Below are 25494 nucleotides of genomic sequence, written 5' to 3' on the forward strand. Positions count from 1 at the left end.
GGCTTGTAAATTAGCAAGCTTATTTAATGAGGATACAACTGTGAAAAAGATATATTTGAGAAGAGCGCGCTATTATGCGCTTCTATTACTATTAACGGCAGGTCCGGCAAGTGCAGCTCAACTCACTGACACCTGTAAATCCTCAGCCCCATTTACTGGAAGAGAAATTGTCAATAAGCAACCTATTTGCCTTCCGAGTGGCACTCGAACTTACTTAAGTATTCCAGGTACAAATAGTGTAAATAGTTTGGCAATTACCACTGGACATGGCTCAGGAAATCTTAATTTATATTCAAAAAATGGGGGGTGGCCAAAACTGGACGGTAGCGATCCAAATTCAAAAAGAAACGGTAATAGCGAATGTATCGTGCTTAAGAACTTAAACCAATATTGGACTTACATTACGTTAGATGGGGCCAGTCAAGGTGCCTCATTGGTCGTTGACTTAGGTGCAACCTCATGCCGTAACTTAGGTTCTACTCCACCACCTGGAGATAATGATGGTTATCCTTTAAATTATGCCAACATCAAAGTGTTTAGATTTCAATTTAGCGATGCGCAACTTAACTGGAATTCAATGCAGCGTGATTTAGCTGACGCTGCAGCATATTACACGGACCAATCTTACGGTAAATTTAACCTCACATATGATACATCGGTGCCAATAATTAATATTAATCGACCCAAAAGTGACTTTGACAGTGACTTTCACGGTTGGACAGCTGAATGGAAGAAGCATGTTAAAGCCAACGGCGTTGACCCAGAAAACCCTGGAACTGGTAATGTGGTAATGATGGTTGCCCCTCAAGTTGGTAACTTCAATTCCAGCGCAGCTCCTCCTTCAATCAGTTTATATCACCACACATCAGGCGTGGTGGCGCATGAGTTAGGGCATGCACTTGGGCTACGTCATGCTAAAGCGCTAGAAGCTGGCCCTGGTAGAGTCATTGGCGATCATGATTATGCAAAGGAAAGTTTAAACTATGGTAACGTATATAGCATGATGGGAATGGGCGCTCATTCTTTAGAAGAATATAACTTACTGTACAAAAAGTATTTCGGTTGGGTAAGCGGATCAGAAGTCCCACTCATTACCTCATCGGGAACATATCGCATTTATGCATTTGACCACGGGCGCAATGATCAAGGATATATCGGATTAAAGCTAAAATCGGGTAACGGCTTATATACGTATTGGTTAGAGTACAGAACTACAAATGCGCGATATCCAAATACCAAAAACGGCATACTCATCAATTTAGAGGGCTACTTCGAAAATGAGCAAGATCCACGTTTTTGGAAAACGACCTCTTACCTCTTAGATATGACTCCAGGGTCAAAAACACCAGGCTGGTGGGGTGACGACCAAACCGATTCGGAGCTAACAATCGGAAATTCATATACCGATCACTGGGGAGGATTCAAAATCACCCCGACATCAAAGGGCGGAGCAGAAAATAGCGCTACCGCATGGATAGAAATAAAAGTAGAACTACTTTAATGGAGTAAGTAACGATGGCTATCGTTTGAGGATGATTGCCATCGCTATACCTCTGAGTGAATTTATTTATAGAAATTCACTAATGGTTCATCTATATTGGGAACATGCATTTGATGCGAACAATTCTTATGTAGTAGGAGAGCTAACATGGATCCAGTCACACTTATTTTTGATTACCTTTTTACCATTCAAGCGTTTTTATTGATTTTCGTTATTGTGGTACTAAAAGGGAGTATCAAATTTGTCCCGCAGAACCGTGCGTGGATTATTGAACGTTTCGGCAAGTATCAATCCACTAAAGAAGCCGGCCTAAACTTTATTCTGCCATTTATCGACCGCGTAGCGGCTGATAGGAGCTTAAAGGAGCAAGCCGTTGATGTACCATCTCAATCAGCCATAACTAAAGACAATATTTCATTGATTGTTGATGGTGTACTTTATTTTAGGGTTTTAGATCCGTATAAAGCGACTTACGGTGTTGACGATTATATCTTCGCGGTAACTCAGCTCGCGCAAACCACCATGCGTAGCGAGCTGGGTAAAATGGAGTTGGATAAAACCTTTGAAGAGCGAGATTTACTTAATACCAACATCGTCGCCGCCATCAACTCAGCTTCTGATCCTTGGGGCATTCAAGTACTACGCTACGAGATTAAAGATATTGTGCCACCAAACTCAGTAATGGAAGCAATGGAAGCACAAATGAAGGCTGAGCGTGTGAAACGAGCTCAAATATTAGAGTCGGAGGGCGACCGTCAAGCCGCAATCAACGTCGCGGAAGGTAAGAAGCAAGCGCAGGTGCTTGCAGCTGAAGCCGAAAAGGCAGAGCAGATCCTAAGCGCTGAAGGTGAAGCAAAAGCGATTATTGCCGTTGCAGACGCACAAGCCGAAGCCCTTCGTAAAGTCGGTGAAGCCGCAAATACCGAAGAAGGTCAAAAAGCCATTCAGCTTGACTTAGCAACAAAAGCCATTGCAGCAAAAGAAGCAATAGCCAAAGAATCTTCTGTGGTATTACTACCGGACAATGGCACAGACGCAAGTTCACTTGTGGCACAAGGCATGTCTATTATTAATACATTAAATAAAAAGCAAGGGTAACGCCTATGGCCTTTTTACTTGAGCATTTAGCACAAACCTTAGTAGTACTAGGAATTGCTTGCCTAATTGTTGAGGTTGCTGTGCTTGGTTTTGCGACCTTTGTACTGTTCTTTTTGGGTCTGTCGCTGGTGATCAGCGGCGGTCTAATGTACGCAGGCATGCTTGACCAAACTTGGCTGACTGCACTTTGGTTTAATGCGTTAGTTACGACATTACTGGCTGTGTTTTTATGGAAACCACTAAGACGCATGCAAAATGTCACCGACGACAAAGAAGTAACCAGTGATTTTGCTGAGCTTACCTTTACGCTGGAAAAAGACTTGAATGCAGAAAGTCGTATTTTTCATACCTATTCTGGTATTGCGTGGCAACTAAAAAGTAAACAACCTATTACTGCAGGAACGCAAGTCAAAGTGGTTAAAAAAGAGGTTGGAGCGTTTTGGGTAGAGCCTAATTAAGCAAATTGGTATAACCTTGCGCACAAAGTGCCTAGCAGCCAATTTTGTTAGGCACTTTCTGTAATCCGCAGTATTCAGAAACAACTTTTTACCTTATTCGCTTTTCGTCTAATCCCTTCTCGGTTTACTCTATCCTGCACAACAGTTACACTCAAATTCAGGTACAAGGTTGAACACCTCTGGACCATAAATAAAATATAATAAAAACAAGGGATTAAAATCTACAATGATTCGGGTCGAAAACTTAAGCCGAGTATACGGAAGCGGAGAAACGCAAGTGCATGCACTAAAATCAGTTTCTCTAGAAGTAATGGAAGGTGAATTTGTCGCAGTAATGGGGTCTTCTGGCTCTGGAAAGTCTACCTTAATGAATATACTTGGCTGTTTAGACTCTCCAACCTCCGGCTCTTACTATCTTGCTAATCAAGAAATTCAGGCCGTGGAAGATGAAGCCTTATCACAAATTAGAAATCAAAAAATTGGCTTTATCTTTCAAACATTCCACTTACTCACTCGCCTGAGCGCACTGGAAAATGTCATCTTACCGCTAAGGTACACAGAGACTTCCCCATCAGAGGCAAAAAGTCGCGGACTTGCCATGCTAAAAAAAGTAGGTCTTGATAGCAGAGCACATCACAAACCCTTCGAAATGTCTGGCGGACAACGCCAACGTGTTGCTATTGCTCGGGCTCTTATCAATGAGCCAAAAGTCATTTTTGCCGATGAACCAACTGGCAACTTAGATAGTAAAACCTCGCATGAGATCATGGAATTACTATGTCAGCTACATCGGCAAGGCCACACGATTGTAATGGTAACGCATGAAGACGATATTGCGGCATATGCCGAGCGTATCATCAGAATGAAAGATGGCGAGAAAGTGGAGGATAGCCAATGCGCAGCTATATCATAAGCATCGCCCTGCTCACCTCTTTGCAGGCTTTTGCCAAACCAATTATCGTTTCGGGTCTTATTAAAGCTGGTGAAACTCAGGTCTTTCACGCACCGATGAGTGACTCTTGGAAAATTCAAATTCAATGGATGCTGCCCGAGGGTGAAGTTGCTAATAAGGGTGACATCGTCGTCGTCTATGATTCAGGCTCTATCGCGACCTCAATCGACCAAGATAAAGTAGCGCTCGATGCTGCAAGAGATGAGTACAAACGAATTGAGCAAGACGGCGCCCAAAAGGTACTAGAAGCTCAGTTTCAGCTGAAAAAAACCATTTTGCTCGTAGAAAGAGCCAAAATAGATGCTAGCGTGCCAAAAGCCAATATTAGCACCTACGACTACGAGCAATACCAGCTAACGTTAGAAAAAGCGATTATCGAAAACCATAAAGCCGAAATCAGCTTAAGCAAGGCCGAAACTGAAGCAAAAGCAAATACTCAGAAACAGCGACTGGAAATAAGACGGTTAGAAGCAAGCCTTACGCACAACCAAGAGCAGCTCGAAAAAATGAGTCTAACGGCTAGTAACAGCGGCCCAATTCTGTATACGGATCACCCTTGGAATGGCAACAAGTTGTTTGCTGGCGCAACAGTACAACCGGGTTGGAAAGTAGCAGAAATCCCTTCTACAGCGGGTCTGTATCTAGAAGCCTGGATCCATGAAGTAGATGCTATTGGCATTAAGGAAGGTCAAACCGCCGATTTAAAGTTTGACGCCTTTCGCTCATCACCAACGCCTGGTACGCTCACTGAGCTATCAACACAACCTGAAAAGCGCCAAGACTGGGGCCAAGGCATGTATTACCGAGCTAAGTTCACATTCAACACCGATTTGCCACTACTGCCAGGCATGAGCGGAAGCATAACTTTGCCAGGAGAGAAAAATGAAAGTTAAGTTGCTGGCAGTCATCATTCCACTCTATTTACTAGGCTGTAGTCAGGCCCCCAGCGATATACATATCGTTAAGGCACAGCCAATCACTATCACAGTAGAAGCGAATGGTGAATTGGAATCAAAAAGCCGAGCGTTGATAGCCCCTCCTTCAATCAAGCGTATGTGGCAATACAAAATAAAACAGTTAATGCCTGAAAATACCACGGTTCAAAAAGGCCAAATTGTTGTTTCATTTGACGATCAAACCGTTAGAGATCGCTTGATGGAATATAATTCGAAGCTAAGTCAAGCGCAAAAAGAGCTAGAAAATAAACAAGCTCAAGTCGAGAAGCAGGAAGAAGAATACAAACTCGCACTCGCTGAAGCGCAAATGAACTTTGATAAGGCAAAACGACGCGCAGAGATCATAGATAACTCACGCTCAGACAACGACCGAAAAAAGGCGCAAATCGATTTCACCATTGCAACCAATGATTTAGAACTTGCCCGCGGTAAACTCGCTTTTCATCTAAACAACAAAGAACTGAGTATCCAAATGGCAAGAAGTAAGGTTGCACGAATGGATGCTGAAGTGAAAGAACTAAAACGTGACATAGCGCGTTTACAAGTAAAAGCGCCAATGGATGGGTTAGTTGCATATCGCGCAAACAGGGAAGGTGAAAAACCCAGTGTTGGTGAATCCATGCAATTTGGTCAACCTGTTGTTGAGCTATCAGTTATTGAACAAATGCAAGTAAAAGCACAAATTAAAGAAGCCGATTTTGGACGGATCAAATTGGGGCAAAAGGTCAAAGTTACCATAGACAGCGCCGACGGTTATGTTATCGGCGGAACACTCGTTGAAATAGGAAAGGCCTTTAGAGAAAAGTCGTATCAAGATAAAAGCCGCATTGTTGATGCTATTATAGAGCTGGACAAAGTCGATACCGAAAAGCTGCGGCCAGGCTTGAGTGCTCGTATAGAGATAGTGACAGCACAACTCGATAACGCCTTGACCGTGCCATTAAACGCGTTAAAACAAAGTGCGGGTAAAGTACATGTAAGCACAAATAGCGGAGAGAAAGAGGTCACCGTCTCTTATACCACACCGACACTTGCCGTGATTTCTTCTGGAATTAGCCAAGGCGTGGAGGTAAAGCTATGAGAAAAACATTACTCGCAGTCATTGTCCCACTTTGGTTACTTGGCTGCCAAGAAGCACCTGAGCAGCCAGCGCAACTACTATATACCGTAGAGTCGAAGCCATTTTCGATCACAGTGGAGGCAGAAGGCGAATTGGAAGCCGCAAGTGAAACCGTCATATCTGCCCCAACCTCAGCAAGAGGGGCTCAGACGCTCGCATGGATCATGCCTGAGTACACTCAGGTGAAAAAAGGCGATGTTATTGCACGATTCGATGGCAGCCAATTAGAAAGACGAAAACGCTTTAGTGAATTCGACAAAGGCAAAGTCGCACAAGACATTACGGTCACCGATAGTGATTTAACCACGAGAAAGTCCCATTTGGATAGCGACAAGGTTATCGTTAGTGAAGAGAAACACTTTGCCGAAACCTTTTCAGTTGACGATGAACGGATCCGCTCAAAGCTCGACATTTTAGATCAAATGCAAAATGTTGAGTATCTCAATGCAAAAGAGGCTTATTTTGGCTGGCAGACAGAGCAGTTTTCATCTTCTGCTCTTGGAGAAATGGAACTGTTAAAACTGCAATCAAAGCAACATGAAAGCAAAATTGCGATGTACAACGCAAACTTAGAAGGTCTTGAAGTCATCGCGCCACATGATGGCTTACTTACCCTCAGTGCCGATTGGCGTGGAGAGAAGCCCAAATCAGGTCAAGCACTATGGCCTGGGCAAAAGATCGGGGGGTTACCAGATATTTCATCCCTGCAAGCTAAGCTTTTCGTTCATGAAAAAGAAGCGCTTGGCCTTGCGATTGGCCAAAAGGTTGAGTTTACCCTGCTCTCCAATAGCGATGAGCGCTTTGATGGTAAAATCACAAAAGTATCACCTTACCCACAATCTATTCGTCGTGGAGATCCACAAAAATACTATGAGATCATCGCGAGCCTTGATGAGACTCCGGCCCACTTCAAGCCGGGCAATAAAGTACTCGCTACGGTATTTGTCCAAGAAAATAAACAAGCGCTACTCGTGCCTAAACATAGCGTGATCAATGATAACAACGCATTTTTTGTTCAAGTTAAAGACGGTAGCCAGTTTAAACGCGTAGAAGTGGAGTTAGGCCAAAGCAACCTAAGCCATACTGAAGTATTGGCAGGTTTGTCTCCCAAACAACAAATTGCACTCGTCGCGAATAAGGAACTGTAATGAAATATTTGGATTTATTTACCGACGCTATTGTGCAATTAAAGCAGCATAAGCTCAGAACCCTATTGACCTTGCTCGGCATGATTTTTGGTGTGGGTGCCGTTATTGCTATGTTAAACATCGGTGAAGGTGCTGAACGAGAAGCGCTTAAAATGATCGATTCTATGGGGATTAATAATGTTATTGTCAGCGCCAAAGACATTGAAGAGAATGACCTAAAAGAACAACGAAAACACTCGCAAGGTCTTAATCTATTAGACGGCCAAGTGATTGTCGACGCCCTACCCTTTGTTAGTGACTTTTCGGCAGAGCGACTGGTGGATACCTACCAGATATTTAGCGAATTCGGCAGCTTTGAAGGAGAAGCCGCGGGCGTCACAGCAAACTATTTTAGCCTTGCGCATTATGAACTCGCGGCGGGTCGCCTGCTAGATACTGAAGATAGCAAGGAATATAGGCAGGTTGCACTACTCGGCGCAAATACCGCAAAAACTCTGTTTCCCCTCGGGAGCGCTGTTGGTCAACAAGTAAAAATTAACCATTTATGGTTTGAGGTTGTTGGTATTTTACAAGCACCGCACCTGAACAAAAAGGAGTTTCAAGGCGTTGCCCTAGGTGGTGAACAAAGCCGTATTTTTGTTCCGCTAACGACCGCCATTCATCGCTTTAATAAAGGATTACTTGAACCAGAGGTTACCGAACTAAAACTCGCTATCGACAAATCTCAGAGTCCAATTTTGGCATCTCAAGCTATCACTAACATATTAACCAATCGCCATAGCGATATTGATGACTATAGGCTAACCATTCCCGCCGCTTTGCTTGCTCAGCAAAAACAAACACAGGCTATTTTTAATATGGTGATGTCTTGCGTTGCGGGTATATCACTCCTTGTTGGTGGTATTGGTATTATGAATATCATGCTCGCAACCGTACTTGAACGAACCAAAGAAATAGGCTTATTACGGGCAATAGGCGCCACTCGGAAAAATATTCAAGTCCAGTTTATTACAGAGAGCTTTACCATCTCGATATTAGGCGGACTACTCGGTGTGGTGTTTGGTATTTTACTGTCAGAGATAATTGCATTTTACTCAAATTGGGCGGTGTCTTGGTCTCTAAGTGCTATTTTCCTTTCTTTTAGTATTTGTGCCTTAGTCGGTTTAACATTTGGGGTATATCCGGCCATTAAGGCTTCAAAGTTAGACCCAATCGAAGCGCTGCAAAGTGACTAATCAACTTGGAGGGCAGTAATGCTCCCCTATATTTTATACCTAAATGACTTTATCTCATGCTGTTTTATGAGCAAAGTCATTAACTAGCATGCTTTTTGTTGGACTTTTTTTCGCCACAAGGTAAACTTTTATGCGATTTAAATCAAAAATAACTGGAAGCATTGTATGAGCAAAGAATGCTCGTATTGCTTTGTGTTAGTTTTACAGCTTAGTAAGTCTTTGAATATGTTACTTACTAAGCGTTGAAGAAAGCAGCTAACATTAAGTAAAAATGCTGATGCGAATGGAACTTCAAGGACAAATAATGAAAAAAGTAACACTTATCGCACTTTCACTTATCTCTCTTACCGCATGTAAAAGTAATGATATCAATCGTGTAGTTAACGACGGTGTAGACGGCGCCATTAATGGTATTTTTGGCAGTTCAGGAACCGTCGTTTCAGCAACTGGTAGTGGCTCAAGTAACGATTATTCAGTCGAAAAAGAAGACGTATGGCCTCATCAAGCAACGAAAACGGCTCGAGACTATGGTTCATTGGCATTTGTGAAAACGGCAAAGAATCCAAGTGGTAAAACCAGACTTAAGTTTAATGAATGCAAACATCCGCGAATTGGAAAAATAAGGTGTGAAGGCTATCTATACGAAGTTTCACCAGAGGGCTGGTTGGTCAAAGGCGATACTATTCACTTTGGCACACGCCATTACTCTGACATTGTTATTCCAGCTGGCCAATACTATATAAAGATAAAAGGTGAAGATGTAGGTAAAAAAGTCTATGCGACAGGAACTATTGAGATATCGCCCTTTGTTACTAACTACATTAATGTAACCGTTCAATAAAGATCACAAAAAGTACCTAGTACTTGTAAAACAGCTAGGTACTTTTTACCAGACCAATTTCCTCATCAATCAAGCAACCCAAAACAACGCTTCTTATTCATTTTATCTCATCAATATTGTGCAAAAGCTCCTAATAAAGGAACAAATAGTAAATCTGCCAGCGTTAAAATTTACCTTACATTACAAAATGATGACTACCTACTCTAGCGTATGAGCTGTTCTTAGTCTTTTATAAGCTCTAAAAAAATTTAGATTTATTCAACAATAATAATTAGTTAGATAAAAATAACAAAAAATAAAATCTTCCCCTAAATTCCCAACGAAAACATAAGGTTATTATTTTGTTTATTTTTTGTTATTTATTTATTTGAAATTCTTTATTACCTTAGAGTTTGTGCTCAAAGCAATAGCACTAATAATCAGCCGCACTCATTCGCTCTTTTATCTCATGTATTGAGTAGTTGCGTTTTAGTGGGAAGGAATCTTCAAAATAATTATGGAGTTAACATGCAAGGGTTAAAGTCTCTGTGCGTTTTAGCATCAGCGATAAGTATGTATTGTCACGGCGCTGAACGCGTCTCTTTATTCAATGACACGCAGAAAATTGCGCCAACTTTACAACAAAAACAATCCACATTTGGTGATGATTCTAATCAAAACTATCTACTCACGCTGAAAACATTTGCAGCGCAATACACAGGTCATACGCTTACATTTCATCAAAGCCAAGTAGGTCAAACGAAGCAAAGCCATACCATAACTCAAAAGTACCAGAATATTCCAATCTGGAATCATGACCTTGTTGTGCTGACAGACGAAAATGGCGCTGTTGAGCAAGTTTATGGTGATCTCATTATTAACGTCGCTAAAGATATACCCACGCTCGCTCCTGTTTCTGAAGCACAACTTAGCGCGACTTTAGACTCAGTCATTTCTCAGTTTACCAGTGAACGCCCTAGAATTTTTAGACGTTCATCAGCAGAAGAAGTAATTTATATAGATGCTCATGGCAAAGCCCGACACGCTGCCAAGCTTACTTTTTTCACCGATTTTAAGTCTGGTCCTTTTAAGCCACAAAGGATCCTTGCTTTTGTAGATTTAATAACAAACGAGCTTATCAGCCAATCAGATGTATTGCAGCGCGTTGTGTATGAAGGCGGAAGCGGACCATCTGGTAATGACAAGGTTTCACGCCCAGATTATCAACAAGCAGATTACGTTTCCTACCCACCAAAGACCTTTGTTGTCGCCATGGAAACTGATGCTCAGCAAACTAACTGCTTGTTTGATGCAAAAAACGTTGAGACCAGAAACTACAATCACGGTACCGCGCAAGTTAATACGCCTTATAGCTATAACTGCTCAGATTCAACTCGCAATGACTATAAAGAATATCACGGCGCTCGCTCTGCCTTAAATGATGCTCATCATCATGGACAAACAGCAAGCTTGATGTTCGAGGCTTATCTTGGACATAAACCCTACTTTAATAAAAAGATAATTCAAAATGTCCATTACGGTCTAAACATGGATCAGGCATTTTATGAAAACGGCGAGGTCTATTTTGGTGATGGTGACTACCTCTTCTATCCTATGGTTTCCTTGGATGTAGTTGCCCATGAAATCGCTCACGGTTTTACCGAAGAGTATGGCTCAAATACGCCAAAATCAATGCTGACAGGTCAAGCTCGTGCCATCAATGAAGCCTTTTCTGATATGGCGGGTGAAGCAGCTGAATTCTTCTACTCTGGCGCGAATGATTGGAAAAGTAATCACGAAACGTTCCGCCTTGATGATGCACTGCGTTATTTCAAAACTCCTACGCTAGATGGAAATTCGATTGATCATGTTGAGGACTATGACGACTCAGTCACTTCTCACCATGGCGCAGGCGTATTTAACAAAGCTTTTTATTACCTCACGACTGCAGATCTAGACAACGAAACCTCACCGTGGAATACAAAGTACGCCTTTATCTTGTTTGCTAACGCAAATAAAAACTGCTGGACCAGCAATAGTACTTATCTTACTGGTGCTGATTGTGTAATGAGACAAACTCACACGGTAACTGATCAGCTGACTCAAGATGGCGTTAAAAAGCAAGATGGTAGCAACTGGCAAGCTACTGATTTACAAAACCACGTACGTAAGGCATTTGCACAAGTCGGTATAGGTTTGAAGGTAGACCGTGGACTCGAGAGTGAACTTGGCTTTGATCGTCAATTCTTAGCTTTTGACTTTAAAAACTTAACTCGCCGTGACGGCCAGCAAGTTTCGGCTAGTAACAGCGAAGGCTGGCAATGGCAGTGGAATTTTGGTGATGGAAGTGCACAAAGTAGCGCCTTTGAGCCTACACACAACTATACTACTGCGGGCGAATACAATGTTGAACTGACCGCCATCGCCCCCTCTGGTCAGTCTGATACTTTTATGCTGCCTATTGAAGTTTTTGACGACTATTGCCCCGCGCAAGGCATCAATCATAGCAAGTACTACTTATCATCAGTTTCGTTGAACAGCTACAAAAACGATTCTACATCAAGCAATTATAGCGACTACTCACATGATGTAGTCGAAGTTAAGGATGGTAAAGCACTCAATGTAACGCTAACCGCAGCACCCCACCCAGATACTCAAGACAAGACAAAGAACTTTTATGTCTGGTTAGACAAAGATAATGATGGCTTATTTCATAAGACGGAAGAACTCGCACTTTTTGGCAGCAGTAAAACGCAATTGACTGGCGAGATCTCATTGAGTGGTGAGCTAAACCAAAGCTACCGCCTTCGAACTATGGTGTCATTTGGTCTAGTGAAATCCGCGTGTGGTGACATGTCTTGGGGTGAAGTTGAAGACTACACAGTAAAGCTCATTGAAAACACAGATCCTGTTGATTTAAGGATCAGCACAAACCAAGGTGTCAATCAGATTAGCTTTGAAAACAATACTGTCGATGCACGTGTTAAACGTTGGCATTGGAAATTTGGCGATGGCACAACCAGTAGTGAAAAGTCGCCTATTCACCAATATGCGCAATCTGGCAACTATGCGGTCGAGCTAAAAGCATATGACAGATTCAACAAGGTAATTGGAAGCTGGAACAAACAAGTTCAGTTCAACACCACTATCACGGCAAGATTCACACCTCGTAAATCCGGTAGTACTGTTTATGTAGATACAAATCAGAGTGTTATCCCTAAAGGTAGCACAATACAGTGGCAATTTGGAGATGGTGTCACGTCCTCGGTAAGAGACACTCAGCACACCTATCAAGCCGATGGCGAGTACACGATCACACTCACAATTAATCATGCTGATGGCACACAATCTACCACTGAAACAGTGAAAATTGGTGAGACGAGCTTTACGCCTGATGTGAGCTACACGGTAAGCGAACAAGCAGACGGTACGTTTAAGGTCAGCTTCAGTAATACCACCACAAAACCTGATAATGCTTCAAGATACCCAGATGTAACATTGGAATGGAACTTTGGAGATGGCTCAACACTTACGCAAACTGGTGATTTTGGCCAAGACACCGAACACACCTATCAAGCCGCAGGTAACTTTAGCGCAAGCCTAACAATTAGTTACGACAAACCTATTTGGGATGATTGGGGAAGCCGAGTTACAGGTACCAAAAATATGCTGCTAGAGCTTAAATCAACACAACCTGTTGAATATTGCACGGCTGTAGGTCTGACCGATTATGAACACATCAGTAACGTGACTTTCAATCAAGATGGTCCATTTAGCAATGCACAGCAACCTGGTGTCGTTAATCCTAACAATCCAATCAAGCTCTATGCCACACAGAATAATACTTATCGTATTGAGGCAGGTTATGCAGGCAATGAAGCCTTCGCTGAAAACTACCACATCTGGATAGATTTAAACGGCGACGGTCAATTTGGCGATGGCGATTGGAGAAACAACAAATCAGAGTTGCTGGTCATGGATTTTGACCAAACTAACCAAGACTACGGTAAAGGCTATGTTGAGGGGGAATTTAGCATTCCAAGCAATAAGCTGTCACAACCTGTCACAACGACTCGAATGAGAATTTTGCAGTATTACGGATTTAGCAGAGTAAATAGTATCGATCCTTGCTCTGACTATAGCAGTGCCGCGACCTCGGGGAGCGGAGAAATTGAAGACTACCTTGTAGAAATCTATAAGAATTAAGGAAAATAAAATGAAAAAACTAAACAAAAAGGTGCTCATGCCGCTTGCAATCGCGTTAGCAGTCAGCAATGCGGTTGCTGCTAGCAACAGTGTTAATGAACAACCGACTACCACGGCGTCGAAACAGAAGTCTGGTCCTGCTGCAACCCAGGGTATCGCAGTAACTCAGCCAGACCAATTCGGGATCCGTAAACTCGATATGTCCAATCTGCAGCACTATCAATTGGCGAAGTCACGCTTAATAAAAGCAAACCGTATTGAGAGCGAGTTCCCACAGCTACACAAAACGCTAGATGTAGCAAAAGGACAGCACTTATCAGCCAAAATGAATATGACCACCTCTGAAGTGCCGCCAGTTAGTGAAACTGAAGTGGATATTATTAAAGAAGCACATTTCTTCTTGGATATGAACTTAGCTATTTCGTCTGATACAAACGAACCTTATCTCATTGTACGTGCAAAAAGCTCACGCTTTGGTGGTACAAAAGCGACCTACATCGACTTGTTGTTAGAAGATGCAAATGGTAATCAGCTTGCGCCTTTAGGTTCTACATTTAATGTATTAGATGGTAAAGACACACTTGCAACTTCGACTATTTCACTGAAGTCATTGAAAGCAAACTTTCCCAACCTAGATACCATTTACGCAAGTTCATACGTTGAACTAGAGCAAGAAGATGGCACTATCAGTACGACGATGAAGTACACTGAATACCCATTCTCATGGGAGCACTTTGAAGCGCTGTATGGCTCTGCTGCACCAGCAGCAAAAGGTGAGGCTTCTGCACTTAACGTAGGGATCAGCTCATCTTTGGATACACGTCCGAAATATAATGCAACTGCGCCAATCGATAAAAACAACGACGCGGTTATTAAAATCTGTTTAAACCGTAGTCATACTGACTGTGATTACGCGGCAGATCAATACCGTGAGCCGAATGAAATTACCGATGTAAATATCCCATTCAACGGCGAGTTACGTGTTCCTCACGAGATCACTGAAATCTATCCAACTGTAGGCGATTTGCCAAACGGTATAGATGAACCAACGAATATCTATCTACAAGAAGGTATCTATGGCGGCGCGACAAAGCAAAGCTATAAAGGGCTCGAAAACGCGGTTAAGCAATTTTCCGATTACTTGGAGTTCGAAGTTGATACAGTAAACCAAGAGTCGATTATCCGTTGGAATATTCCACGTTCTGAGGGCCGTTTTGGTAATGCCAAACTGTTCTCAAATATCGCTGAAGCAAACTGGTACATGACCTTTGCTGTTAAAGGTTATCCGTACTTTAAGAAAGGACGAGGTGGTGCCGTTGCATTCCAAGTTTCACTAACGTCAGAAACATCAACGCGTTTTGGTAACTTCTATAGTGAAGTATTACCTATGATGAAGCTAGGTTACAGCTGTCTAGCTACAGGCACAATGATCACCATGGCCGATGGCAAACAACTTGCCATTGAAGACATTGCAAAAGGCGATTTGGTATTAGGTGCACTTGCTTCGAATACCCAAGTTAAAGAACCAATGCAAGTTATTGATGTGTCGGTTGGGATTGAAGCTATCAAGATGTATCGCGTAAAAGGCGCAGATGGCTCTGATATCTTAACTACTGAGACTCACCCAATTTCGACGTCAAATAAAGGAATTATTTGGGCGAAAGAGCTTAAAGTTGGTGACCGTATCTTAACTGAGAATGGGTCGGTGCTGGTAACAAGCGTGACCAAAGAGAAGTATCGCGACAAGATTTATAACCTAAAACTTGCTCCAACAGCAGATTCTAAACTAGCTGAGTCACGTAACTTTGCCATGTTTGCCAATGGTATGGCGGTAGGCGATCTTGCTACACAAGATGAGTTCAACTACAAAGATCAGGACGTACGCATGTCAGAAGAAGAGATTCTCCAACGTCTTCCTGAAAAGTGGAAAACAGACTACATCAACAGCCTGAACTAATCGCTGCATCTGGCCTCTCCTATTGAGGGGCCATACTTCTCAGTAAGGAATTCAACATGAAATTTATACATTCTCCATTGGCACGTGCCATGGGGGTAGCGGGACTTTTTGCCTGCAGTTTTTCAGCTACTGCTGATCAAATTGCTAATCCAGAGTTCACTACTCAAGCAAATAACTCTGATTTAGACTCAGTGACACTCGGTACTGCTTACCATAGTGAAAAAGAAGGTTTTTATGCACTGCAAAGTGTGCTTGGTCGAGTTGATGAAACCTATGGCAATACCGAAATGGATTTTGTAGTCGGTGTAGATATGAGCTATAGCCAACTATCTAGCATGCTAGATGGTAATTTAGGCGCTGCACTTGATGTTCCAGTCATAAAAGTTGGCGTTGGCGCAAGCTATGCAAAACAAAACGCCGCAGATAACTACACCGGCACTTACACCCTATTCCTCTCCTTGAAACCGAAAAAACGGCTGCTAGTTGCAGATCCTCAAACAGGATTTAAGCCAACACAAGCGGCGCTTGATTTGGTCAATGCTAATCCTGGAGATAAATTCAATAATATTGGTAATGAGTTTGTATCAGCGATTGAGTACGGCTCTCAAGTTATGATCAATCTCAAGTTCCAATATAAAAATGACGAAGACAAAGTCAAATGGGGTGGTCAGCTTGGTGTTGACTGGGCGGGTAAAGTCAGTGTCAGTGGTAAACTGCAAAAAGTAGACGAAGATGTGAAGCGTAACATCAAAATTACCGTTTCTGCGCTACAACTTGGTGGTGATCCAACTGAACTATTGAAGGTGATCCCTAATCAACTCGTCAACTGTACGATGGAAAACCCAACACCATGCTTTGATGTGTTTAAAAACAGCATCGATTACATTAAAACTAACTACGTCACTCAGTTTGATACCTTAGATAAATACAACGTTGGTCGAGTCTTAACACAAAGTTATACCGACTCAGGACCAAGCCTATCTCCCTTAGTACCTGATGATGTCTATCCAGCCAAAAGCATCTTGACTAAATTGGCATTAAAAAACATGAGTGATGATTGGGTACAGGCAATTCTCGACAATCGTCGTGCCGATAACCTACTCAATTACTACGCCAGTGAGCTGAATAACTCACATCGAACTGCATTAGAGACCATTCGCGATAATGCACTCTTTAACTCATTTATTCTGGCAGACGCCGTTGATTATTGTAAGCGTAATCCAATTGGTAATTACTGTCGCGATAGAGAGCTACAGACTCGTGGCCGCGTTCATCAGTATGACCGTAAATGGCTAGAATTATAAGGAATAAGACTATGTTAAAAGTCATGCTAACCAGCACATTAATTGCCTCATTCGCTGCGATAGTAGCACCATCAGCACAGGCAAATACGACTTTATTTGAATCTCGAGATGTACTCACGCCACAGCAAGCGTTAGGACGCTTTCAATGGTTGGAAAAGTGCTACCCAGGGTTATTGGTTGAAGTCTCTGATAATATCTTTGATCCCACAACTCCCATTCCAAATGATGAGAAAATAGCAAATCTTAAAAAAGTAATGCTATACAAAAATAGTACCCTCAGGACTGATGCAAAATATCTTACCTTTGGAGATGAAGACAATGCGAATCCAAAGAACTGGTTTGCGGGTAAATCACCTACAACTTCTTGTTTGCAGATCCCATCAGATTATCGCATAAGCGCGGTGATGGTTACACCTGTAATGCCGAACTATTGCACCACTAAGTCTCGTGAACGTGCCTATGAGTTTATCCAGTCAGTCAAGTTTTCTAATCTTGAAAATACCAGTAGCAACACCTTTTACAGTAACTATGTTGGTGATACTGCGAAAATATATGCCGATAGAAGCTACCAGTTAACGTTAACCCCAGGATTTAGTAATGCAGAAACATACCCGGAAACTTGGCATGTGTTTATTGACTGGAACCAAGATGGTGATTTTAACGATACAAAAGAAACCTTATTTGCAGGTGTTTCAGAACAAGCCGTTCAGGTAGAAATTACACCGCCAACGGGCGCTAAAAAGGGCATGACGAAAATGCGCGTTACCATGGATTACTTGGGTGGCAGCAATGACGCATGTAAAGAAGTAGACTCCGGAGAGGTAGAAGATTACCTCCTTTACGTGAAGTAATAGGTGGCAACATGAACTTATACAAACAGACTATCGCGGCACTTATTGCCGGCACTACACCTTTCGCATTCGCAGATTCCAATTTTGTCAACGAAGCGGAATTAATGCAAAAAGCACAAAATGTGAATACCTTTCAAAGCGAAATCCCTGGATTAATGAATGATCACATCGTACTAGGTACGGCCTATAACAGCGACCAAAAACGCTTTTTGAATGTTCAAACTGTCGCAGGGGAAACAGTTGAGACTCTCGGTAATACCCGAGTGCAATTTGAACTAGTAAACAATGGCAGCTATGACGAAGTACTCCGTCAACTCAACGGTAATGTTGATGTTGATGTTGGTTTTCCGGTCATTCGAGTGAAAGCTGGCGGTCACTTAGCCAAAGAAATGTCCTCGACTGAGTTTTCTAATACTTATACTTTCCAAGCATCGTTAACACCGAAAAAGCGTGTACTTATGCCAGCGGATGCCAACATTGGTTACACCTTGACCCCGTCAGGTAATACGCTAGCGAATGAGTACCAAAGTAAACTCATGAGCATGGCAGGCGATGGATTTATCAGTGAGATTGAATACGGTGCACAGCTACTCATTAACATGAAAATTGAATACTTAAGTGAGCAGCACAAAAGTGAAATTGGCGGTTACTTAGGGGTAAGTTACGGTGCTGGTAATATTGGTATTAGCGTCGATGGTAAGCTTAATTATATCGACGAGGACCTAAAGAAAAGTGTGCGCATTACCGTCAGAGCCTTACAAAAAGGCGGTGATCCTAAACAGCTTCTCAGCATAATCCCTAACAATATTATCACTTGTTCGCTCGATAACTACGAGCCTTGCTTTACTTTATTTGAGCAAGCGGTGAACTATGCGAAGAACGACTTTGGTAATCAGTTTAATGCGCTATCTGATTACAACGTAGTGCGCTACAAGGCAACGCCTTACGAGATCAGCTCACAAGATGTACGTCGTTTAGATTCAGGTAATAAAGATATTCGCTTTGAAACCACTTACCGTACTTTATGGCTTGAAGATCAATTCAAAAAGTCGGTTAATCATGAACACCGTGCGCGTGGTGTACTTGCGCAATACGCCAGTTGGATGACAGATGTACAACGTCAAAAAGCAGAAGGCGTACAAGAAGCCGCTTACAACAATGCATGGATTTATGAGCAATATGCTCGAGTTTGTCGCGATAATCCTTATGGTACAGCTTGTACAGATGCGTGGAACGACTACCTAAATACCTGTAGTGGTAGTGGCGTCGGCTGCATACAAAACTACACGCTTGCCGATCTGAATATACCAGCTGATAACATGACGCAGTACTTCAAATGTGAAAATGCCCGAGAAGCAACAGCAAACTTTGGGGTTGAAGAAAACCATGTATCACTTGGGTTTAGACAGCTGGGCTGGGCGCCTTCCTTTGTTGATGCAAATGACCCTGCTGCGGGCGTGATGGTTTGGCTACCATGTAAATCAGCCCTACCAACCTATGGAACCGCTTTTGAAAATTAGTGAGTAGTAAAAACGCTAAGACTCAATTAGTTCAATTGAGGCGTGGCAAGTAATAAACATTCGAACATTGAATTATTACTTCTTCGCCTCTCCCACAGTAAACCATCTACAGGAATTTATGTATGCACTTAAGAATCATATTAATAGTGCTCTGTGGCCTGTTAAGCTTTTATGCAAATGCACATACCTATTACTCTTTAAATACTGAGCATGAAAAACTCGGACAGGGATTTGAACAGGAATTAGGCATACCGCTTGAATCGTGCCTCGATGGTCAGTGGCAATTTCAGGGTGGTAGCATGGGCGACTTGGCTTATCGTGGCGATTTTGACTCCGACACCATGATCAATACCATTACAGGTAGTGTAAAAGCTGGTATCAACTTAGTTATTTTTGGTGGCTCAGCCAAGTTTTCCATGCGCAGGAAAGTAACCAAAAATAGAAATTCAGCTGCCTCAGCGGTCGAGTTAACCTATGAAAAAGGAAGTTATAACTTTGAAAATCGAGCCACCAAACCCGCTTTTGTCGAGCTGCTCAGTACAGATCCGACTCAGGTAAGAAACCGCTGTGGTGACAGCTTCATCCACAATATCAAACTTGGTTCTCGTATCTATGTTACCGCTAAACTCCATTTTAAAGATCGCACAAAATACGAATGGTTTCAGACCAAAATCAAAGTGAAATTTCTTTTTTTCAGTAAAACTTTTACTAAAACCAAAGTATTTCAAGAGGCAACCAAAGATGCCGTTTATACGATTCAGGTGAATACCGATGGGGGTATGACGCCAGAACTCGCTAGACTCAGTAAAAATGGCACCATACACTGCAAAACCGATAATCTAACTCCCTGTATTACATACGCCGACAATTTATTTAGCTACTTACTAGACGGTGGAGAGTATGTCGACGACCTTAAAGACGAACATTTAAACGTTTTAAAGTACGAAGTCGAAAGCTATGAAGACTCTGGCCATTATGACCTCGCCTATGCTGGTCACACCGCACTATCTAACCGCTATATTGCACTGTCCGCCAGACTCAGAAGTTATCAAGATTTAGTTTATGACGAAATAGAAAGGTTAAGTGCATTTAAAGCTGTGTCTGAAGACCCGCTTGAAATCGAACAGCTTACAGCTCGTATTTCTGCCCGCAATACGCAGCGCATCGGACTCGAGCAAGCTGGCGAATACTGTGCGACACTGCCCGGCACTACCCTTTGCGAAAATCGCATAGAATCCGCAATCGCAAACGTTGATTAGGCGAACCAACTTCAGGCAAAGGAGCGCGCTAGCGCACGTCCTTACCACTCTATTCTCCAACCAATGAGGCTATATAGCCTCGCTTCTTTTGTGTCGCAATTAAGCGTCACCTCAAAAAGCGCTGTGGAACCGCTGAGATATTCTTAATCTAATAATGTTGGCGTCTCAGACGTAAAATCAATCCATGCATTAGTGCCTAATAGCTCAGCACCCGCCACACTCGGATCTTCATATCGCATGACGAAATTTTTTGGTCCGTGCGCGTAGGCTACTACTAAGCCATATTCAGAGTCCAAAAAGCCTCCGTGTGGAACAAGTCCCGGGTAGCTAATGCGCCATGCATTACTGTGATTACTTACCTGTCCTAACGTTAGCTTACCGATCACGTTATCTGGTAGTAAAAAGAACCAAGTCCATGGGCCACCTGATACAATCGTCATCACTTCATCGATGCCAACGCCATTTTCGGCGCTATTGACATGGAGTTTCCCAAACTTCTCTTGTAGATAGGACTTAACTTCGCTGCTCATCGCTTTCATGTCGTATATCTTAGGATAAGGCGCAACGCCTATTTCTGAAGTAGATAAGAATCCGCCACGATGCATTTCCGGTTGACGCCCTGCTTGCTTGATTTCGTTTAGCAGCTCACCTCGGTGTAATGAAAATAACGACAGTAACTGGATGCTTTCTTGTTCGTTAATCGCTCTTTTCTTGGACACCTCCAGAATCGGCCGAGCCTCTTCTGGAATATTCACAGTGCTCACCCTCACTCCGACACGACGTAATACTTGATTTACCTGCTCAATCCCCTTTGACTCGGCTCTGCCATCACTATACGACAGTATAAGTTGCCCCTCTCTCTGGGTAGCATTGGCGATACCGCTTGATAGGGGCAATACCGAAACAAGCGCAACTAGCATCAAATTAGAAAACTTCTTCATATTAATTTCTCCTCAAACAATTAGACAAGTAAGGCAAAACCATCACTGTCGAGCCTATTTTCCAAGTCTAAATATTAATGATGAGTAGAAAAACATAGTTATAGTAAAAAAATTAAACACTGAGAGTAAACAATAAAACAGCAGCGTACGTGCATACTATGTGCCGCTTAGACTATTCTCTGAGTCATTCATATTTTAAGTAGGAAGTTAAGAAATCAATGAATACACGCACTTTTTGTGACTGCGCTTTATGATAGGGATAAACCGCGTAGAGCGCATGGGGACTAATTTTCCAATCCGGTAACAGTGGTAGCAATTCACCAGAGTTTATTTCTTTTGCAACAAACACTTCTGGAAGGATCATGATTCCAAGCCCAGCTAATGCCGCTTGTTTTAAAGCCAAACCGTTGTTAACGGAATAGTTACTCTTTTGAATGTTGACAACCTGAGTGTCGTCCTTACGCGAAAATGTCCACCTAGTTGCTGAAGAAGATAGACTATAAACCAAGCAATTATGCAATATCAGTTGTTGAGGACTTGTAGGTGTACCATATTGTGTTAAGTACGATGGAGAAGCGCAAAGAACGCGATCCATAGTAGTTAGTTTTCTGGACCTAAGCGTCGAGTCTGTTAGTGCTTCTCCTCCACGAATTGCGATATCAATCCCTTGTTCGACCAAGTCGATATACTGGTCGTTCATGACAACTTCTACCGATATTTCGGGGTACTGTTTCATAAATTCACAAATGGCTGGATTTAACATTAATATGCTTACCGACATTGGAATATTGATCCTTAAAAGCCCTGAAAGTTGCTGCGAAGACTCTATGATAGAAAGATCAGCACTCGCCCATTCATCCAAAATAGTCCTGACGTGGTCATAGTATTGTTGTCCGCTCTCAGTTACATGCATCTTACGCGTGGTTCTATGAATAAGAGGGCTTTTTAAATAGGCCTCAAGTTCATTGATATTTTTACTTATCGCGGCCTTTGATAACGACAAATCATCGGCCGCCGCGCTAAAGCTTCCAAGCTCGACAACGCGCCTAAATACCGTAATTGCTTTTAGCTTATCCATATACCTATCCTAATTTTATAGCCTTCAGTCAGTGCGCTTCATGGCACTTTGACATAGGCCTATCGAGAGATAAAGCCTGCCGATTCAAAAATAATAAGCACTATTCTCATAGGAGAACGACAACTTATTGGAACATCTTTAGGAATGCCAATTAGTAGCGATAAAAATTCAGCCAACGCAAAGTTTCGCAGGTCTAAGTAATATATCTATTTAATAAACAGCATGTTAAAAAACATCCACATGATAATAAAAAAAGTCTACTTATTTATTAGTGTAATTATTGGAAACTAGTTTCTAAATACAGTACACTTCCCCGCCGACTGATTATTTAATAAAACAAGATAAGATATCAAGATGATTAAAAGCGCTATATACAAGGGAATCGTAACCTCATTACTCACCTCCACTCTAGCAGCTTGCGGCGGTAGTGGCAGTGACAAAGGCAATACACCAGTCACATCAACAAATAAAGCACCAGTAATTGCGACCATAGCACCAATTACTGCAATGGAAAGAGACTCAATCACAGCCGTTGCGACCGTAACAGATGAAGATGGTGCGATTGAAACTTTGCTGTGGGAGCAAACGGCAGGAACAACAGTCGAGCTGATAAACAATAATAACGAAACGCTCGAATTTCGTGCACCTGACATCAATGAAGCGACCACGTTAACGTTTAAGTTAACTGCGACAGACGATAAAGGAGACTCAAGCTCACAAGAATTTACTGTCAACCTAAATGCTTACGCTCCACTTTCAAGCTTAACGATTTCAGACGCGGCGCTGGCGCAATGTTTATCAGATACACATCAAGATGTGGGCATTTCCATTGTGGAATGTACAGACTACCCAATTGTAACATTATCAGGGCTGTCGGATATTAGCGGCTTATCAACCGTGTCTATTAAAAACGCAGAATTGGATAATCTCGAAGAGTTAGCTCAAATTTCTACGCTCACCGCGTTAAAGCTCGATAACGCGTTTGCCGCAGCTGAGCACAGCTCAAATAATGATGCACGTTTAGAACAAATTAATAAGCTTAACAAACTTGAGTCTTTGTCTATTATTGAAAACAAAGAAGATAGCTCTGGCAAACGCCTAGCGTTCCAGATGCTAGATCTATCAGGCTTTACGCAACTTCATACGCTTGAAATAGAAAACTATAGTAGCCAATATGAAACTATACAGCTCAGTGAACTTCCAAGTGATAAGCTCACTCGTTTGACCCTACGTTCTCTAAGCATTGATGATAAAAGTACCCTAAAACGCTTTAGTAACTTGCAGAGTTTATCTTTGACATACATAAATGATCTGGACTCACTGTCATTTTTAAGCGCCATACCTAACCTCACGGCATTAACACTTGATACTATCGAAGCCGCTGATTCAACAGCAATAGAAGCCAAAACAAATCTGACAACACTCGTACTCAGCAGAACGCGGATTGAAGATTTCTCATTCTTAGAAAAATTTAGTGAGTTGGAAAAACTAGGTCTTAGTACTTATTATAGCAATGTTGAGCTTGATATTGCGGACATCATTAGTAATACGAAGCTAACCTCTCTGTCATTAAACAATTTAAGCGTTGATAATGCCAGTGAGCTATCAACTTTAACGGAACTGCAATCCTTGTCTTTGAAGAGTTTAAACCTTTCTTCTCTGAGATTTTTGCAAGCGATGCCGCAGTTAACATCATTAAAGCTTAATAGCCTGCATAACATTAATGATTTAGGCTGGCTAAGTTTCACACCAAACCTAACCGAATTGTATATTCGTGAATTGGATAATAACGCGGATTTTAGCGCATTGTCTGAGCTTAAAAATATGCGCGACCTCACCGTCGACAGCGATTACTCAAACTTTGCACTAGATACGTTAAGTAAAATGCATGCATTAGAAACACTTAACCTTGAAGTTAGTTTATTTGAAGCTTCAAGTGAAACAACATTTTCAAGCTTAAAAACACTAAACGTGAAGGGCAGCAGCTATTCAAACATGGTGAACTTGACTAACTTCCCCGCGCTCGAATCAGTTGAGTTATCAAAAGGTCACTATTATGATAATGAAGAGAAAATCACTACTCTCGATTATCTAGGTTCAAACTCGAGCCTGAAATCGTTCAAGATCAGCGGCTTTAAAGAGCTAGAAGATATCACTCAGATATCTCAATTTGAAAACTTAGAAACTCTCTCTATTAACTACTCTCTAGCGGCTGACATCTCTGACATCGCATCATTAACCAAGTTGAAGTCATTAACACTAAGCAGCTTTTCTACGTTTTTTAGAGCAGACATGCTTGCCAGTTTAAGCAATCTGGAAAGACTTGAAATACAAAGTAGTGCCATTTATTGTGATGATCAGGAGCTATTAAAATCTCTCGATGGTGTAACAACAAATATTTCTAACTCTAACTGTATTATTAAGCCGGTCGATTTGAGCTTAATTACCGATGAAGCATTTAAGCAATGTATTAAAAATCAAAGATATCAAGATGCAGTACGTAATACCTCTCTCTATTGTGATGGCTCAGCAATTGAATCATTTAATGGGATTACACAGTTTGAAGCAATTAAGACTTTAAGACTGGATGGCTCAGTTAATAGTTCGTTGTTACGAGATCCTAGCTTAGCTCAGCTCCACACCTTACAGAATCTAGACATCTATAGACTCACAGGTGAACTAACGGTTAAAGCTACACTTCCTCAGTCTTTGACCACCTTTGAGTTAAATACGTACAACCAAACCGTATATGACTTTGCGCTTTTTGGCTTGCCTACTACCTTAACTTATTTGGACTTGGATAATACTAAGTTGACAAACTACAGTACAATAAAAAATTACGCCTACCTTACCCGTTTAGAGTTGGACTATAGCAACATTTCAGATCTGTCACCGCTATTCGGTTTGACCAATCTAGAATCTTTAAGTTTATATGGAAACCCAAGTATCGACTGTGCTCAAGTAAGCAAACTACAAGAGTCGTTACCCAATATTTGGCATATATCAAGTAACTGTAATTAACTGCTAGAACGTTAAGCAATTCAAATAAGCACAGTCTCATTGCGAGGCTGTGTTTCATTTCCACAATCA

Annotated in this window: 18 protein-coding genes; 16 read left to right on the forward strand and 2 right to left on the reverse strand. The window is 42.0% G+C overall.

Going from position 1 to position 25494, the window contains the following annotated elements; translation table 11 throughout:
- Window positions 1–40: 40 nt before the first annotated feature.
- From GSF04_RS02275 to GSF04_RS02345, 15 genes are all read left to right on the forward strand, one after another.
- Window positions 41–1501 carry a pre-peptidase C-terminal domain-containing protein gene (locus GSF04_RS02275; RefSeq protein WP_211857407.1) on the forward strand — a complete coding sequence of 487 codons (1461 nt, stop codon included), beginning with the start codon at window positions 41–43 and terminating at the stop codon, window positions 1499–1501.
- A 147-nt stretch (window positions 1502–1648) separates the two neighbouring features.
- Window positions 1649–2599, forward strand: coding sequence for an SPFH domain-containing protein (locus GSF04_RS02280; protein ID WP_211857408.1), 951 nt, complete (start codon window positions 1649–1651; stop codon window positions 2597–2599).
- Between the two features lie 5 nt (window positions 2600–2604).
- On the forward strand, window positions 2605–3057 hold the full coding sequence (locus GSF04_RS02285) for an NfeD family protein (RefSeq protein WP_211857410.1): 453 nt from the start codon (window positions 2605–2607) through the stop codon (window positions 3055–3057).
- A 226-nt stretch (window positions 3058–3283) separates the two neighbouring features.
- Window positions 3284–3970, forward strand: a complete 687-nt coding sequence (locus tag GSF04_RS02290; protein WP_211857412.1) for an ABC transporter ATP-binding protein — start codon at window positions 3284–3286, stop codon at window positions 3968–3970.
- Window positions 3952–4902 carry an HlyD family efflux transporter periplasmic adaptor subunit gene (locus tag GSF04_RS02295; protein ID WP_211857414.1) on the forward strand — a complete coding sequence of 317 codons (951 nt, stop codon included), beginning with the start codon at window positions 3952–3954 and terminating at the stop codon, window positions 4900–4902. The genes GSF04_RS02290 and GSF04_RS02295 overlap by 19 nt, the downstream gene beginning before the upstream one ends.
- A complete protein-coding gene (locus GSF04_RS02300; protein ID WP_211857415.1) occupies window positions 4892–6046 on the forward strand; it encodes an HlyD family efflux transporter periplasmic adaptor subunit in 1155 nt (384 codons plus the stop codon). Before GSF04_RS02295 ends, GSF04_RS02300 begins: the two co-directional genes overlap by 11 nt.
- Window positions 6043–7233, forward strand: a complete 1191-nt coding sequence (locus GSF04_RS02305) for an HlyD family efflux transporter periplasmic adaptor subunit (protein ID WP_211857416.1) — start codon at window positions 6043–6045, stop codon at window positions 7231–7233. The genes GSF04_RS02300 and GSF04_RS02305 overlap by 4 nt, the downstream gene beginning before the upstream one ends.
- On the forward strand, window positions 7233–8468 hold the full coding sequence (locus GSF04_RS02310) for an ABC transporter permease (protein ID WP_211857418.1): 1236 nt from the start codon (window positions 7233–7235) through the stop codon (window positions 8466–8468). The genes GSF04_RS02305 and GSF04_RS02310 overlap by 1 nt, the downstream gene beginning before the upstream one ends.
- A 304-nt stretch (window positions 8469–8772) precedes the next feature.
- Window positions 8773–9309, forward strand: a complete 537-nt coding sequence (locus GSF04_RS02315; protein ID WP_010377903.1) for a hypothetical protein — start codon at window positions 8773–8775, stop codon at window positions 9307–9309.
- Between the two features lie 507 nt (window positions 9310–9816).
- The gene (locus GSF04_RS02320; RefSeq protein ID WP_211857420.1) at window positions 9817–13494 is read left to right on the forward strand and encodes a PKD domain-containing protein; all 3678 of its coding nucleotides are present in this window, start codon (window positions 9817–9819) and stop codon (window positions 13492–13494) included.
- 10 nt (window positions 13495–13504) lie between these two features.
- Entirely contained in the window at window positions 13505–15451 is a 1947-nt protein-coding gene (locus GSF04_RS02325) for a Hint domain-containing protein (RefSeq protein WP_211857422.1), read from the forward strand.
- A gap of 56 nt (window positions 15452–15507) precedes the next feature.
- Complete coding sequence (locus tag GSF04_RS02330) at window positions 15508–16755, forward strand: hypothetical protein (RefSeq protein ID WP_039491816.1); 1248 nt, start codon at window positions 15508–15510, stop codon at window positions 16753–16755.
- Between the two features lie 11 nt (window positions 16756–16766).
- Window positions 16767–17606, forward strand: a complete 840-nt coding sequence (locus GSF04_RS02335) for a GEVED domain-containing protein (protein ID WP_211857424.1) — start codon at window positions 16767–16769, stop codon at window positions 17604–17606.
- Between the two features lie 11 nt (window positions 17607–17617).
- Window positions 17618–19126, forward strand: a complete 1509-nt coding sequence (locus GSF04_RS02340; protein WP_045963290.1) for a hypothetical protein — start codon at window positions 17618–17620, stop codon at window positions 19124–19126.
- A gap of 122 nt (window positions 19127–19248) precedes the next feature.
- Window positions 19249–20385 (forward strand): hypothetical protein, encoded by a 1137-nt coding sequence (locus GSF04_RS02345; protein WP_211857426.1) that lies wholly within the window; start codon window positions 19249–19251, stop codon window positions 20383–20385.
- A 143-nt stretch (window positions 20386–20528) separates the two neighbouring features.
- Here the strand turns inward: GSF04_RS02345 and GSF04_RS02350 are convergent, their stop codons facing one another.
- Both GSF04_RS02350 and GSF04_RS02355 read right to left on the reverse strand, forming a co-directional pair.
- Window positions 20529–21326, reverse strand: coding sequence for a hypothetical protein (locus GSF04_RS02350; protein ID WP_211857428.1), 798 nt, complete (start codon window positions 21324–21326; stop codon window positions 20529–20531).
- A gap of 184 nt (window positions 21327–21510) precedes the next feature.
- On the reverse strand, window positions 21511–22404 hold the full coding sequence (locus GSF04_RS02355) for a LysR family transcriptional regulator (protein ID WP_211857429.1): 894 nt from the start codon (window positions 22402–22404) through the stop codon (window positions 21511–21513).
- 354 nt (window positions 22405–22758) lie between these two features.
- Here GSF04_RS02355 and GSF04_RS02360 point away from each other — a divergent pair, with 354 nt between their 5' ends.
- Window positions 22759–25425: a hypothetical protein gene (locus GSF04_RS02360; RefSeq protein WP_211857431.1), complete on the forward strand. Its 2667-nt coding sequence runs from the start codon at window positions 22759–22761 to the stop codon at window positions 25423–25425.
- Window positions 25426–25494: the final 69 nt, after the last annotated feature.

It is taken from the genome of Pseudoalteromonas sp. A22, assembly GCF_018141345.1.
Taxonomy (GTDB): domain Bacteria; phylum Pseudomonadota; class Gammaproteobacteria; order Enterobacterales; family Alteromonadaceae; genus Pseudoalteromonas; species Pseudoalteromonas maricaloris.

Coding starts and splice junctions, on each gene's coding strand:
- GSF04_RS02280 (WP_211857408.1), top strand. CDS start 1,649: ATGGATCCAGTCACACTTATTTTTGATTACCTTTTTACCATTCAAGCG.
- GSF04_RS02285 (WP_211857410.1), top strand. CDS start 2,605: ATGGCCTTTTTACTTGAGCATTTAGCACAAACCTTAGTAGTACTAGGA.
- GSF04_RS02290 (WP_211857412.1), top strand. CDS start 3,284: ATGATTCGGGTCGAAAACTTAAGCCGAGTATACGGAAGCGGAGAAACG.
- GSF04_RS02295 (WP_211857414.1), top strand. CDS start 3,952: ATGCGCAGCTATATCATAAGCATCGCCCTGCTCACCTCTTTGCAGGCT.
- GSF04_RS02300 (WP_211857415.1), top strand. CDS start 4,892: ATGAAAGTTAAGTTGCTGGCAGTCATCATTCCACTCTATTTACTAGGC.
- GSF04_RS02305 (WP_211857416.1), top strand. CDS start 6,043: ATGAGAAAAACATTACTCGCAGTCATTGTCCCACTTTGGTTACTTGGC.
- GSF04_RS02310 (WP_211857418.1), top strand. CDS start 7,233: ATGAAATATTTGGATTTATTTACCGACGCTATTGTGCAATTAAAGCAG.
- GSF04_RS02315 (WP_010377903.1), top strand. CDS start 8,773: ATGAAAAAAGTAACACTTATCGCACTTTCACTTATCTCTCTTACCGCA.
- GSF04_RS02320 (WP_211857420.1), top strand. CDS start 9,817: ATGCAAGGGTTAAAGTCTCTGTGCGTTTTAGCATCAGCGATAAGTATG.
- GSF04_RS02325 (WP_211857422.1), top strand. CDS start 13,505: ATGAAAAAACTAAACAAAAAGGTGCTCATGCCGCTTGCAATCGCGTTA.
- GSF04_RS02330 (WP_039491816.1), top strand. CDS start 15,508: ATGAAATTTATACATTCTCCATTGGCACGTGCCATGGGGGTAGCGGGA.
- GSF04_RS02335 (WP_211857424.1), top strand. CDS start 16,767: ATGTTAAAAGTCATGCTAACCAGCACATTAATTGCCTCATTCGCTGCG.
- GSF04_RS02340 (WP_045963290.1), top strand. CDS start 17,618: ATGAACTTATACAAACAGACTATCGCGGCACTTATTGCCGGCACTACA.
- GSF04_RS02345 (WP_211857426.1), top strand. CDS start 19,249: ATGCACTTAAGAATCATATTAATAGTGCTCTGTGGCCTGTTAAGCTTT.
- GSF04_RS02350 (WP_211857428.1), bottom strand. CDS start 21,326: ATGAAGAAGTTTTCTAATTTGATGCTAGTTGCGCTTGTTTCGGTATTG.
- GSF04_RS02355 (WP_211857429.1), bottom strand. CDS start 22,404: ATGGATAAGCTAAAAGCAATTACGGTATTTAGGCGCGTTGTCGAGCTT.
- GSF04_RS02360 (WP_211857431.1), top strand. CDS start 22,759: ATGATTAAAAGCGCTATATACAAGGGAATCGTAACCTCATTACTCACC.